Here is a 13175-nt window from a genome sequence, read left to right as displayed (position 1 = left end):
TGATCCAATTCTTTCAGCAAAAAGCGTACGATTTCAGGACAGTCTTATCTGACTGTCCCGGATTGCTACAACAACTTGGCAACAAAAAAAGAACCTACCTCTCCTGAGATAGATTCATAACAGATTGTATTGATATAGTTTATCGTATAAAGTGGATCGGGAGATGCCCAGTTTCCTGGCTGCTTTTGTTTTATTCCCATTAAGCTCATCCAGTGTTTTTATGATCAATTGCTGTTCCATCATTTTCTTGGTTTTCATCGAAAATGCCAGCTCATCATTTTCTTTTCTCGCGAATTTCTTGTGAGCTAATAGCCGTTCAGGCAAATGTTCCAAATGAATTTCATCAAATGCCAATATGACCGCCCGTTCTATCGTATTTTCCAACTCCCGGATATTCCCTGGCCATGAATAATGGGTAAACGCCTCGATTACTTCAGATGATATTTGCGGCCGTTCCCGTTTTTCCCGTTTCGATGTTTTCGTGAGAAGGTGGTTCACCAATACCGGCAGGTCATCTAAACGTTCCCGTAAAGAAGGTACCGTTAGATTCATCACATTAAGGCGATAGTAAAGGTCTTGACGAAAATTCCCTTGAAGTACTTCACCTGCCAGGTTTCGGTTGGTCGCGGCAATAATTCTGATATCAACGGGAATCGATTCATGGCTGCCGATTCTGGTAACGGTTCGGCTTTGGAGGACCCGAAGGAGCTTGGACTGAATCTCAAGCGGGAGCTCCCCGATTTCATCAAGAAACACTGTTCCCCCGTTAGCCCGTTCGAATTTCCCCATTCTTCCGCCTTTGCGGGAACCGGTAAAGGCACCTTCCGCATAGCCGAACAATTCACTTTCCACTAGATTCCTAGGGATGGCCGAACAGTCTATGACAATAAAAGGCTTTTTGGCACGTTCACTAAAATTGTGAATTGACTGGGCAATCAATTCTTTACCGGTCCCGCTTTCCCCCTCAATTAAAATATTGGAGTCTGTTCTCGCCGCTTTTTTTTCTACCTCAACCAAAAGGTCCATTTGTTTGCATTCATAAACGATATCGTCAAAATGGAAGAAACTCTTGCCAGGTTCGACTATTTCCACATCTTTTCTTATATCCTTAAAATGATAGATGACGCCGACCGGTTCATTCAAATTATCAAATAGCGGAGTAGCTGAAAGTATAAAGAAGAATTGCCCCTTGTTGATTTTCATTTTCACCTGTTTTTTCATCATCGGTTCTCCGGTTTCAAGAACAGAGAGGGAAAAGACACTTACATCTACCACATCAGCCAATGGCTTTCCGACAATGGCGTCGGTTTTTACCCCTAAAATTTCCGAACCCACTTCATTGATAAAAGCAATCGTTCCGTATCGATCAATTGATAAACAGCCCATATCGACTGTTTCGGTGATTTCCTTCATTGGCCTGTTTTGTAAAAAAACCCTGTTCATTCTAAACCGTTCCTCCAGACGGGAACTGATAAAGTTGGATTTGACTTCCAACAGTTGCAGCATCAGGGGATCGTTGAATGGGGTATGTGTACAAACAATATAAAACTCAGGTTTTTGGTTGATTAGGATCGGACTGGCATATAAATTTCCTTTTAAATAGGATATACCTTCTCCGGAATAGCATTTTGTTTTAGGTTCCAACCGGATATAAGGGATTGATTGAAAATGATTGTCCCTCATGACCGTTGCACCTTCACTTGGCTCATAATGACAAATATAAAATAAGTTCGCATCTGTTACGAACCACTTCGATTGAGTTTCACATCGATTATAAACTTCACAGACTTTCTTCAATTCGTCCATAAGGTAATTTATTACATTGTTCATCAAAGGCTCACCCAATTCGTATCATTAGCAGGATTCTACCTGCCAATCTCATATTTGATTAATTTGTCATATAAATTGGATCGGGAAATTCCCAATTTTTTTGCTGCCAAACTCTTATTTCCGTTGACGCTTTTCAGCGTAGAGATGATTAATTTTTTTTCGAAACTGCTTAAGGATTCCACTGCCTGTCCATCGGTTATATCCTCTTTAAGGATGTTTCGATTCATTTGTTTACTATTCTCGGCAAGCGCCTCCTGAAGCAGATGGTTGGGTAAATGCACGAGGTCAATTTGGTCGTGTGCCATAAGCAGGGCTCTTTCCAGTACGTTCTCCATTTCTCTAATATTCCCCGGCCAGATATATTCTTCAAACACGTTCATGACAGCTTGAGAGATGCTGGGTGATTTTCGATTGCTCCTTTTGGCGGCAATTTCCAATAAAGTCCTGGCTAAAAGAGGGATGTCCCCTTCCCGTTCATGTAAGGGGGGCACAATCAAATGGATCACATTCAACCGATAAAACAAATCCAGCCGGAAATTTCCGTTTTTCACTTCCTCTTCTAGAGTCCGATTCGTTGCGGCGATAATCCGAATATTGCTTGGAATCGGGTCATGGCCTCCCACTCGAGTAATCGAACGGGTTTGAATCACGCGAAGAAGCTTGACCTGAATGTCAATGGGCATTTCACCGATTTCATCCAAAAACACAGTACCGCCATTGGCCACCTCAAATTTCCCAAGCATGCCGCCTTTTTTTGCCCCTGTAAATGCCCCGTCCACATAACCAAAAAGCTCCGTTTCCACTAAATCTCTTGGGATGGAAGAACAATCTATGACAACAAACGGCTTTCCTTTCCTCCTGCTGTGATTGTGGATGGCTTGGGCAATCAGTTCCTTTCCAGTACCACTATCCCCTTCTATTAATATATTAGACTCCGTTTTCGCTGCTTCTTTCGCCACTTTAACCAATTTTTGCATAGTTACACTTTTAAAAATCAAATCTTCAAATTGAAAAACAGGATGGATATTGACCAAGTTTCCTGCCTTTTTCAGTACAATCGTGATTTCTTTGAAAGTCAATACAAGCCCAATGGGCACATGATACTCATCAAACATTGGAATCACCGACAGCATGAGGTGAAGCTTTCCCTCCGGCCTTTCGATAAAAAACTCCCGATTAACCCACATTTTCCCTGATTTAAGGGTTTCAAGAGGGGAAGGCTGAAAATTGGCAAGTCCATCGGCATAGTATTTTCCAATGATTTGCTCACTTTTGATTCCCAAAATCTCCGAGCCTCTTTGATTAAGGAACGTGATTGTGCCCTTTTTATCCATGGTTAAGTAACCTTCTTCAAGATGTTCTGTTATTTGCTTCTGGTATTTACTCTGTAAAAATAACGATTCCACATTTGGCTGATTAACGAGCTTATAGCTGATCTGCTCAGAGAGAAGCTGAACAATTTGCATGATGATGGGATTGTTATATTCAAGGTGCTTTAAAATCAATATGTATACAGGTTCGCCTTGGTATTTGATAGTACCATAATAAATGGATTCTTCTTCCGAAATTCGGCTAGAGCCTGGAAAGGTTAGTTCCTGACTAGTTTTTTGTTCCCGCCTCCAAGTTTCTAGCCACTTGAGGTTACCAGGGTCAAATTTGTTTGACTTCTCTAATAGATTGTAGTGACATTGGTAATCAAAAGTATGGCTCAACAGATAAACCTCATTGACAGCGCTTCCAAATTGATTTAACGTATTACAAGTTTCTTTAAAGGCTTGAACTGCAATCGTCATGAGCAATTGTCACCCATTCCTGTCTGTTTGAATTTTCCAAAAATATATTTCTATTATAACAATTTTTCCTAAAAATTTCACCATTTGGAATTATTGCTACAGGAAAAGGTCATGGGGAAATCAACTTCCCCATGACCCTGTATCAATCTGTAATGCTAAGCCTTTTCTTTCATACTATCAAATTGGTCGGATTCAAATATATTTTTATGGTCCCAAGCATCGTTCGGGTTTTCTTCTACTTTCCAGATTTTCGGGCCATAATCAGGGGCAAAATACAAGGGAGACCCACCATATATTTCAATCCGATTTCCGCCAGGTTCAATCGCGTAAGTAGTAAACGCCTCTCCAACCGCATGCTTAAATGGCTTCATTTCTAAAAAGTATCCATTGTCCACGACGTAATCGGCTGTCTCTAAGACTTGATCGCGATTTTCAACCGCAAAGCAGATATGGTTTAACACCCCATGCTGTTTAATTGGATCGGCAAAAAGGGCGACTTCGTGAGATAAACTGGAAACCGCAAGAAGTGAGCCAATTTCCGTTCCATTCGGGATGACGATTCCCTCGTTATACTTGAATCCTAACTGCTGATAATGATTTCGGTGCCGGGTTACATCACTGGTCCATAGCGTGATATGATCCAAACGTCTTACCGAAGCCCCGCGGCTTGGATTTTTTTGCGGACGGGACCGCCATTTGCTTTTCTTATGCTCGGGAATCTCCGCAAGTTCTACTTCCCAAAAAATTTCTTCTAAATGGCCATCCGGAGAGGTAAATTGAAAAGCGTTCCCATGACCAAGGTCCCCTTCCGTCCAGCCTTTGCCGCAGCCCATGTTTTTTATAAATTCTACAGCATCCAGCAAATCCTCATCGCTCTCGGCCCGCCAGCCGATATGGCCAAGGCCAGGTGTTTTCGCTTCGGTTACTTTCAGACTGTGATGAAAAAATTCCCCCCATGCCCGCAGGTAGACAGATTGGCCCAGCCTGCCGGATTCCTCCAAACCTAATACCGTTTTAAAAAATTCCACAGACTCCTCCGGTTTTGGGCTTAAAATTTCTACGTGGGCTAACTGGGAAATAAAATGATTTCTTTTTGGCATGATTCATCCTCCAAATAAAAGTTTGATAGTGGAACAGACTATGCGTTCAGTTGAACCTTTAGCCAATCATACAGTGAATAGGTCTCTGTCACATTGTCGACCTGGCAATGGGCAGAACCTGGGCTGCTCTTTGGAACAATTTTCAGCCATCTTGGACAAGTTAAATCATTGTACAGATTATAGGCATTCTCCACAGAAACCTGCCTGTCATCTTCTCCATGAATAATGTAGGTAGGCATGCTGATTTTTTCAGCCACCCCTCTCAGGTTAAACAAATCGAGTTTTCTTCTCGCCTCGTCCATGGATTCAGCCCCCACCACATGCTGTAAGATTTTTGCCAGCGGGTGGTTGTCGGGACGCTTGGCCCAAACAGATTGGTAATCGTAGACAGCTCCCCAGATGGCACAAGCCTTAAAGCGCGGTTCCAATGCGGCGGACCTCGCTGCCATATAGCCGCCCATGGAAACCGCCATAACGCCAACCCGATTCGCATCTACGTCCAGATTGTCAACGGCCCATTCATAGACAGTTGTCCCGGCCACGTTGTAATCGTAACGGGAGGAAATATGATTCAATCTCAAAGCTCCTCCCTGACCCGGGCCATCCACTGCAAGCAGGGCCATTCCCCGCTCGTTTAATAACTGGGCCGGACCAAAATACAGCTCCTCTGCCGTGGAATCAAGCCCGCCAAACATGATGACTAAAGGGGGCTCCGATTTTCCTGGCACAGGGAAAAAATATCCTGGCAGAAAAGAATTTTCATAAGGAATTTGCACAACCTGGGGAGGGTGATCAAGCATCGCAGCTCCCTTTCTAAACGATTCCACTCCTTTTAAGTAGGTTGGTATTTTCCTGGAATCATCTGGCTGAAGGAAAAATTCCGCCGTTCGGATATAGTTGGAACCTCTTAGGCAGGCAGCTCTCGCCGTTTCGACTTGTTCTTTGTCCAGCGCCTCATTGGCAACGGCCAGCGTTCGATTTCCAAGCTTCATCCATGCATGATGAAAGCTATCCGTATCACCAAGTTTAATATTTCCGGCCGCTTCTAAAATTTCATTCACTTCTCCACCGCCAAAATGAGCTTGGCTAAACATCCTTACAATTTGATAAGACCACATATAATGCTCGGGGAAATAATGCCACATTGCTTCGTCACTCCTATTTCTTTTATGTCATTTCATTGTCTCGGTCCATGCTGGATTAGTTGGATTAAATTGCCTCTGTCATTTTCATCAGACTTTGGGCAACAATCGCATTAGGGTCATTCTCTTTTGGAAGTGTTCCTTCCAACTGCAATAGTTCCCATTGAACCAATGTGTTGGAGTTGTCGACAACAAACTTGCAACGCTCATAGCGCCGATCCATAAACTCATTTAAAATATCTGGTAATGGTAAATCCTTCTGAAGGAGTTCGGCCAATACGAGACCATCTTCAATGGCAATGGCCGCTCCCTGCGCTAGATGTGGAACGGTTGCATGAACGGCATCCCCAATCAGGATAACCCGATCACGATACCAAGGTTTCTCGACCAATAGTGTTTCAAGCGGACGATACACTACCCCTTTTGGATCGGTTATTTGTTCACTTAATTCACGAATTTGACCGCCAAATTCCTGGAAGGCTTCACGCATCATCACATGCAGTTGATCTTCCTGCTTCCATGGATTTCCTGGTTCTGCGGTAACAATAAATACGTAAACACTATCCTTGGTCATGGGAACAATTCCAGCTTTAGCTTTTTGGCCATAAAACATCGTAATATTTTCAATATCTTCAGGCCGCTTTAAGGTGTACCTCCAAACAGCCTGACCGACAAATTGCGGTTCGATGTCGCCGAAGATTAAATTTCGAACCTTCGATCTTACTCCGTCGGCCCCTATCAGGAGATCATAAGTTCCTGAACTGCCATCAGTAAGCTCCACATAAACTCCATTTTCCACATTTTTGATACCCTCAACGGTTGTGCCCATTCGAATCTTTGTGCCATGTTTTATCGCAGCATTCAGTAAAATCTGATGCAGATTTCTTCTCGGGATGCCACCGCTTACATTAAAATTTCCAGAAGGCAATATGGGTGCTTCCAAAATCATATGGCCCTGTGCACTGCGAATATGTAAGAATGGATGAGTTTCCCCGACTACTAAAAATTCATCCAGAATTCCCAGCTCATCGATTGCCCTTAGAGCGTTTGATTGAAGAATGATGCCCACGCCATACACATTCCATTCTTTTTGCTTTTCTACAATTTCTGTCTCCAATCCAGCCTTTTGCAAAGCGATGGCAGTTGCCAAACCTCCAATGCCACCCCCGACAATAAGCACTCTGTTTACATTTGACATTTTTAACCCCCCCTTAAATTTGAAATTGGAATTCTTTATCATACAGTTCGGTAATCTTTTCATTGTGAAGATAGTAAAAATAAAGAATTCCTTTGCTCATTAAAATGCAAGAAGTGTGCCAACTTACTTTTTCACCTTAAAGTTAAATTCTCGTGGGATTTTTCTGCCAGCCGTGCCTCTGTTTTCATAAAAACTGTATGAATTCCGCACACCATTGACAGCCCTGTACGAAATTCATACGACAATTCCTTTCACCGGCATACAAAAAGCCAGGCTATGAAAGCCTGGCTTAGTAATTTAAGCATATTGCTAAAATCCTATGTGATAAATTCGCAGCAACCATACGGAATTAACAGAACCTTACATTGATTTCATATTTCAATCCTTGACTGTTCCCCTCTATAATTTTGAATCTTTACTCACTTTTTGCAAATGATTTTATATTTTGCTTACCCCAATCGTACATCATTAAGACAATGGGCATGAGGCTTTTCCCAAGTTCTGTTAATGAATATTCGACCTTTGGCGGAACTTCGGGGTATACCTTTCGAAAAACAATCCCATCTTCTTCTAACTCGCGTATCTGGGTTGTAAGCACCTTATGAGTAATTTTGGGAAACAACCGCTTAATCTCACTGAATCGCAATGTGCCGTCCGTTCCTAAATAGTAAATAATCGTGATTTTCCATTTTCCGCTTATAAGGGAAAGAGTAAATTCTTTTTCACAATTAAATTCACCATTTTCGATTTTCTTCTTTACTTCTGCCCGTAAATCTTCCATTCATGGTTTCTCCTTCCCAATCTAGTTTCAAAGTATCCTTAAGGTAACCATCTCACAAAAAAGTGCGTTCTTCCAGAAAAAAGTATTATTTTTTAGAATATAAATAAGATAGTAAATTTTCAGACTACATAATTTAACTGAGAGCTCTATCTTTTAGTAATCCAATTTCTCAATTTCAGGATGATAGAATGGAGGAAAGCATTATGGCAGGAAACAGAGCGGTAGTGTACAAAGGACCTGGTAGTGTGGCGGTTGAAGATATCAGCTTTCCGGACTTAATTTTGCGTGACGGACCCGGGGTAAATCCGTTAAATGTCGGACGAAAATGTGAACATGGAGTCATTCTTAAAGTGGTTACAACCAATATTTGCGGCAGTGATCAGCATATGGTCCGCGGGCGGACCACCGCTCCGTCGGGACTCGTTCTCGGTCATGAAATCACGGGTGAAGTAATCGAAGTAGGACGGGATGTTGAATTCATTAAAAAAGGTGACCTTGTTTCGGTACCTTTTAATATTGCCTGCGGCCGTTGCCGGAGCTGTAAAGAGCAAAACACGCATATTTGTGAAAATGTCAATCCGGACCGGCCCGGCTCAGCTTACGGTTATGTGGACATGGGCGGATGGGTTGGCGGGCAATCCGAATACGTCATGGTTCCATACGCGGATTTTCAGTTATTGAAATTTCCTGATAAAGATCAGGCACTGGAAAAAATACTCGATTTAACGATGCTGTCTGATATTTTCCCAACAGGTTATCACGGAGCAGTAAGCGCGGGAGTGAAGCCCGGTTCCACGGTATATGTTGCCGGAGCTGGACCTGTTGGTTTGGCAGCTGCTCATTCCGCCCAGCTTCTTGGTGCTTCGGTGGTTATCGTCGGTGACTTGAATAGCGAGCGTTTGGCACAGGCGAGAAGCTTCGGCTGTGAAACAGTCAACCTTAGGGAGTACCCAAATCTTGGCGAGCAAATCGCACAAATATTAGGGGTTCCGGAAGTTGACTGTGCAATAGATTGTGTAGGATTCGAAGCCCATGGACATGGATCTAGCGCAGGTGAAGCTCCAGCCACGGTATTGAACTCCATTATGGAAGTTACCCGTGCCGGCGGCCGTTTGGGCATTCCAGGGCTCTATGTTACCGGTGATCCAGGTGCAGTTGATGAAGATGCTAAGATTGGAACCTTAAAGGTCCGCTTAGGACTTGGCTGGGCGAAAGCACATACCTTTGTGACCGGTCAAACTCCGGTTATGAAATATCACCGCGACTTAATGATGGCAATTCTTAGCGGGAGAGCGCAAATTGCCAAAGCGGTTAATGCAACCATGATTTCTTTAGATCAAGCACCCGCAGCTTATTCGGAATTTGATCAGGGAGCTTCGAAGAAATTCGTCATTGACCCTCATGGAATGTTCAAAAGATAAAACTTTTCAATATCATAATCAATTTAAATAGGAGGTTGATCAGTTATGACTAAAATGACATTAGCGTTAGCAAAGGAATTAATTGCAGGAGCCGAACAGGAAGCAAAAAATATCGGTGTTTCAATGGTGATTTCAGTCGTAGATGAAGGCGGCAATTTGATTGCGGTCCATCGTATGGATGACGCTTGGTTAGCCAGTATTGAGATTGCCCAGAATAAGGCATGGACATCTGTTGCATTAAAAATGCCTACCGCCAATTTAGCCGAGGCAACCGTTCCCGCAGCCGAACTTTATGGCTTAAATACCACCAATAATGGACGCTTGGTGGTATTCGGAGGCGGAATCCCTCTGGTCAGCGATGGAAAGGTGATTGGTGCTGTTGGTGTAAGCGGCAGCAGTGTCCCGAATGATGTTCAAGTGGCAGAAGCCGCGGTTCAGGTGTTTAATCAAAAATTAATTTCAGTATAAAATTGGCTATCGTTTAAAAACCCCCCAAGTGAAGAACACTCACTTGGGGGGTTGCTTTTTCAGGACAAGAAAGATGATGACTTATATATTTTAGGGAACCATACCAAGGAACCAATGATAGCCAAACAAATATTTTGCCTGGCATCGTCCTTTCGTATTTTCTTTATTAAAACTCCGTCCTATAAATCTATCCTTTTAATGATCGCTTGAAGCTCCATATGCTCATGCAGCGCCTCTACACCGTGACCCCTTCCGATCCCGCTTTGTTTAAATCCGCCAAACGGCATGTTGACGGCTGATGCTCCAACACGGTGAATATTGACAAAAACACTGCCGGATTGGAGCCTGCGGCCCAGCTGGAAACCCTTGTCGACATCGTTTGTCCAAATGGAGTTTCCCAGCCCAAACTCCGTATCATTTACCAGTTTGATGGCTTCCTCCTCTGTTTCGAACGACAGGATCGGAATAACGGGGCCAAATTGTTCACTTTGTACGATGGGATCGGATTGGTTAACATCCGTTACAATCGTTGGAAGAATATAGTAACCAGCCTCCGGATTGATTCCCTCCACCCATTGGCCGACAACGGTTACCCTTGCTCCATTCTTTTCGGCTTCGCTGATTAACCTCATTACGGTTTTATACTGTGCCTCGTTATTTACAGGCCCCATGGTGGACCGTGGATCTAATCCCGGCCCCACTTTGATTTGGCTTGCTTGTTCGATAAATTTCTCGGCAAACTCTTGGTATTTATCCTGCTGGACGTAAATTCTTTTGACTCCATAGCAAATTTGGCCGCAGCCGATAAAGACACCTTGTATCAATTCCCTTACCATTTTTTCGTCAATATCGGCATCGCGAAGGATGATCGCTGCGTCATTTCCGCCGAGCTCCATACTTACATTTTTTATGGTGGCTGCCGAACTGCAGATAATCCCGGAACCAACTTCGGTGCTTCCTGTAAAGGTAACTTTGCGGACCTGTGGATGGCTCACCATGGCCTCTCCGACAATGGCTCCTGACCCAAGAACAATGTTCAACACTCCGTCGGGAAGGAGCTGTGCCGCTGTTTTTAAAATCTGTGTCAATGCTAGAGGACTATAAGTAGAAGGCTTTATAACAATTGTGTTTCCCCCCATCAAAGCTGGCCCCAGCATAAGGCAGGTCAGGTAAACTGGTGAGTTCCATGGGACAATAATGGAGACAACCCCCATTGGCTGGCGGGTGAGCACCATTTTTCCTTGATGATTCTCGATAACCTCCTCTTTTTCCGCTTCAGAAGCCAATGAGCCGTAATAACGAAGGACGTTTGCCCCTCCTAAAATATCGCCTTTCATTTCCGATAAGATTCTTCCGTTTTCACGGACAAGCAATTCCGCTAATTCAGCATGGTGTTCTACCATTGAATCGGCAATCTTGTGGAGCAGTTCTCCACGGAGGTATGCCGAAGTTTGAGCCCATCCCTCCCCAGCCTGCTCGGCGGCTTCTACAGCAGCGTTTACATCTTCCACCGTTCCAAGTGAAATTTCTCCCACACATTCGTCTACTGAAGCCGGGTTATAGATTTTTACTGTTTTTTCTGCAGGAATTTCCTTATTATTTATCCATTGGGATACTGCACTAATCGTTTGCATATAAACCTCCTTGAAATTATCGTAATTTGTATTATATTAGTCTGATAAAATATTCAATCGGGGTTATTAAATGGTGGCGGTCTTTACATCAATAACGGCCGACCGCCCCGCCTTTACTGCCTCCATCCCTTGCCGAAGCACGTCTTCAAGCTTTTTGGGGTTGGACACCGTCAAAGCTAAAGCACCACCTGCGGCTTCGGCAATTTTGGCTAAATCAGCAGGCTGGTCAAAGTTGACCCAGAACTCGTCATTCTGCTTGGCATACCCATCGGGATACAGCATCAATGTATTTTTCTTTGTAGCATTCCAGCCTTGGTTATTAAAAATAACGGTTAGAAAGGGTGTCTGATATCTGCGGGCCATCCAATGGACAGAAGAAGGGACGCTGAATAAATAAGAGCCGTCACCTGTTAAACTGACAATCGTTTATCCGGCCGGGCCAGCTTGGCGCCTATGGCTGCGCCGCCATTCCATCCTAAAGAGGAACCGCCATTGGCAAACATCGTTCCTGGTTTATTTCTCGGTATATGCCGAAAAACGGCTGGCACATTGGTAATTGTTTCGTTGAGGATAATCGTTTCCTCATCGATCACTTTGTTCAAACAGACCGCAATCCAATCTGGCGTAATCACACCATCTATTGGTTCCACCCCAAACTGCTGCCAATCTATCCGTTGCTTTTGATGGAGTTCTTTTAACCGTTCGTAACGGTCTATGATCAGGCTATCTTTTAAATCCATGGATTTCACATATTCATTTAACTGTACCAATGCTTGATAGGAATCTGCCCGAAAGCTTGCTTCTGCAGGGATATGGGCTAACGGGATATTCTCCTTTAATGGATCCGCATCAAGATAATAAACTTTGCAGTGGTCCCCTGGTTTATTAACAGTCGGCACCCACGGAACATCTGAATCTATTACCAAGGCGACATCCGCTTCCACTAATAGTTTCCCGCCATCAAACCCAAGATGCAGCGGGTGATCCGTCGGAAAATTCATACAGGTGGCATTGGATTCAATCACAGGAATGGCCAATTTTTCACACAATTCAACGAGAAGGTTGACGCTTTCCACGTTCCTGCCAAGGTGTGAGGTAACAATGATAGGGTTCTTGGCGGCGAAGATCGCTGAGATGATATGCTCTACTGCCTCCGGGGACAGAGGCACTTTTTCAACCGGCTTCCAACGATGGGATTGGTCACTAGTGGGATGTAACTCTTCCTCGAGCACCTCTCTTGCTCCCGTTAGGTAGACAGGTCCCTTGGGATCGGAATTAGCCAGCTGCATAGCCCGGTAGATGAGCTGCTTAACGTTCCTTCCCGTGCGGATATCGTATTCCCATTTGACATATTCCCTGACAATTCCCCGCTGATCATAGACATTTTGCAAATAATTAATATAGGAATTTCTGCTTCCGGCAAGTTCCCCTTCCATAGTGGAAGGAGTCTCACCGGAAAAAATAAACACCGGAGCCCGCGATCTTGCTGCATTATGAAGACTTCCACCTAAGTTTTGTGTTCCAACATCGGTATGAACCAATACTCCTTGTGCCTCTCCACTTAAGAGGTAATAACCAATCGCTGCACATAAAGCGACATATTCGTGGGGGGCCATTATTACTTCCGGTAGTGGCCGCCCTAACGCTTTGGCCTTAGCCAATCCCTCAATTAGGGCAGGATGATCGCTTCCTAAATTGCTAAACAAATAGGAAACCCCTGTTTCTTGAAGCGCGTCTAACATGGCATCGGCAGTTGTATAACGTGGTAATAGCTGGCCCAAATATTTGCCTCCCTTCACTGATTTTGA

General features: G+C 43.9%; 11 protein-coding genes. 2 read left to right on the top strand and 9 right to left on the bottom strand.

Translation table 11 applies throughout. From position 1 onward, the window contains the following. Positions 1–114 precede the first annotated feature (114 nt). The 6 genes from ACY8D0_RS07095 to ACY8D0_RS07070 form a co-directional block, all read right to left on the bottom strand. Positions 115–1830, bottom strand: coding sequence for a sigma-54 interaction domain-containing protein (locus tag ACY8D0_RS07095; protein ID WP_462409773.1), 1716 nt, complete (start codon positions 1828–1830; stop codon positions 115–117). A gap of 35 nt (positions 1831–1865) precedes the next feature. Further along, positions 1866–3623: a sigma-54 interaction domain-containing protein gene (locus tag ACY8D0_RS07090; protein WP_462409772.1), complete on the bottom strand. Its 1758-nt coding sequence runs from the start codon at positions 3621–3623 to the stop codon at positions 1866–1868. Between the two features lie 155 nt (positions 3624–3778). Next, positions 3779–4723 carry a VOC family protein gene (locus tag ACY8D0_RS07085; protein ID WP_462409771.1) on the bottom strand — a complete coding sequence of 315 codons (945 nt, stop codon included), beginning with the start codon at positions 4721–4723 and terminating at the stop codon, positions 3779–3781. A gap of 38 nt (positions 4724–4761) precedes the next feature. Next, positions 4762–5868 carry an alpha/beta hydrolase family protein gene (locus tag ACY8D0_RS07080; protein WP_462409770.1) on the bottom strand — a complete coding sequence of 369 codons (1107 nt, stop codon included), beginning with the start codon at positions 5866–5868 and terminating at the stop codon, positions 4762–4764. A gap of 64 nt (positions 5869–5932) precedes the next feature. Next, on the bottom strand, positions 5933–7063 hold the full coding sequence (locus ACY8D0_RS07075) for an FAD-dependent monooxygenase (RefSeq protein ID WP_462409769.1): 1131 nt from the start codon (positions 7061–7063) through the stop codon (positions 5933–5935). A 415-nt stretch (positions 7064–7478) separates the two neighbouring features. Next, a complete protein-coding gene (locus ACY8D0_RS07070; protein ID WP_462409768.1) occupies positions 7479–7844 on the bottom strand; it encodes a winged helix-turn-helix transcriptional regulator in 366 nt (121 codons plus the stop codon). Between the two features lie 203 nt (positions 7845–8047). Between ACY8D0_RS07070 and fdhA the strand changes: the two genes are divergently transcribed. Beyond that, positions 8048–9265 (top strand): formaldehyde dehydrogenase, glutathione-independent, encoded by a 1218-nt coding sequence (fdhA, locus tag ACY8D0_RS07065; protein ID WP_462409767.1) that lies wholly within the window; start codon positions 8048–8050, stop codon positions 9263–9265. A gap of 45 nt (positions 9266–9310) precedes the next feature. Next, complete coding sequence (locus tag ACY8D0_RS07060) at positions 9311–9733, top strand: GlcG/HbpS family heme-binding protein (protein WP_462409766.1); 423 nt, start codon at positions 9311–9313, stop codon at positions 9731–9733. Between the two features lie 179 nt (positions 9734–9912). Here the strand turns inward: ACY8D0_RS07060 and ACY8D0_RS07055 are convergent, their stop codons facing one another. From ACY8D0_RS07055 to ACY8D0_RS07045, 3 genes are all read right to left on the bottom strand, one after another. Further along, positions 9913–11367 (bottom strand): aldehyde dehydrogenase family protein, encoded by a 1455-nt coding sequence (locus tag ACY8D0_RS07055; protein WP_462409765.1) that lies wholly within the window; start codon positions 11365–11367, stop codon positions 9913–9915. 66 nt (positions 11368–11433) lie between these two features. Continuing rightward, positions 11434–11730 (bottom strand): thiamine pyrophosphate-dependent enzyme, encoded by a 297-nt coding sequence (locus ACY8D0_RS07050; protein ID WP_462409764.1) that lies wholly within the window; start codon positions 11728–11730, stop codon positions 11434–11436. Positions 11731–11777: 47 nt separating this feature from the next. After that, complete coding sequence (locus ACY8D0_RS07045; RefSeq protein ID WP_462409763.1) at positions 11778–13148, bottom strand: thiamine pyrophosphate-requiring protein; 1371 nt, start codon at positions 13146–13148, stop codon at positions 11778–11780. Between the last annotated feature and the right edge of the window lie 27 nt (positions 13149–13175).

This window comes from Neobacillus camarae (assembly GCF_054950115.1).
The sequence above is the reverse complement of the archived record's forward strand: the minus strand, read 5'-3'. Positions and strand labels throughout refer to the sequence as shown.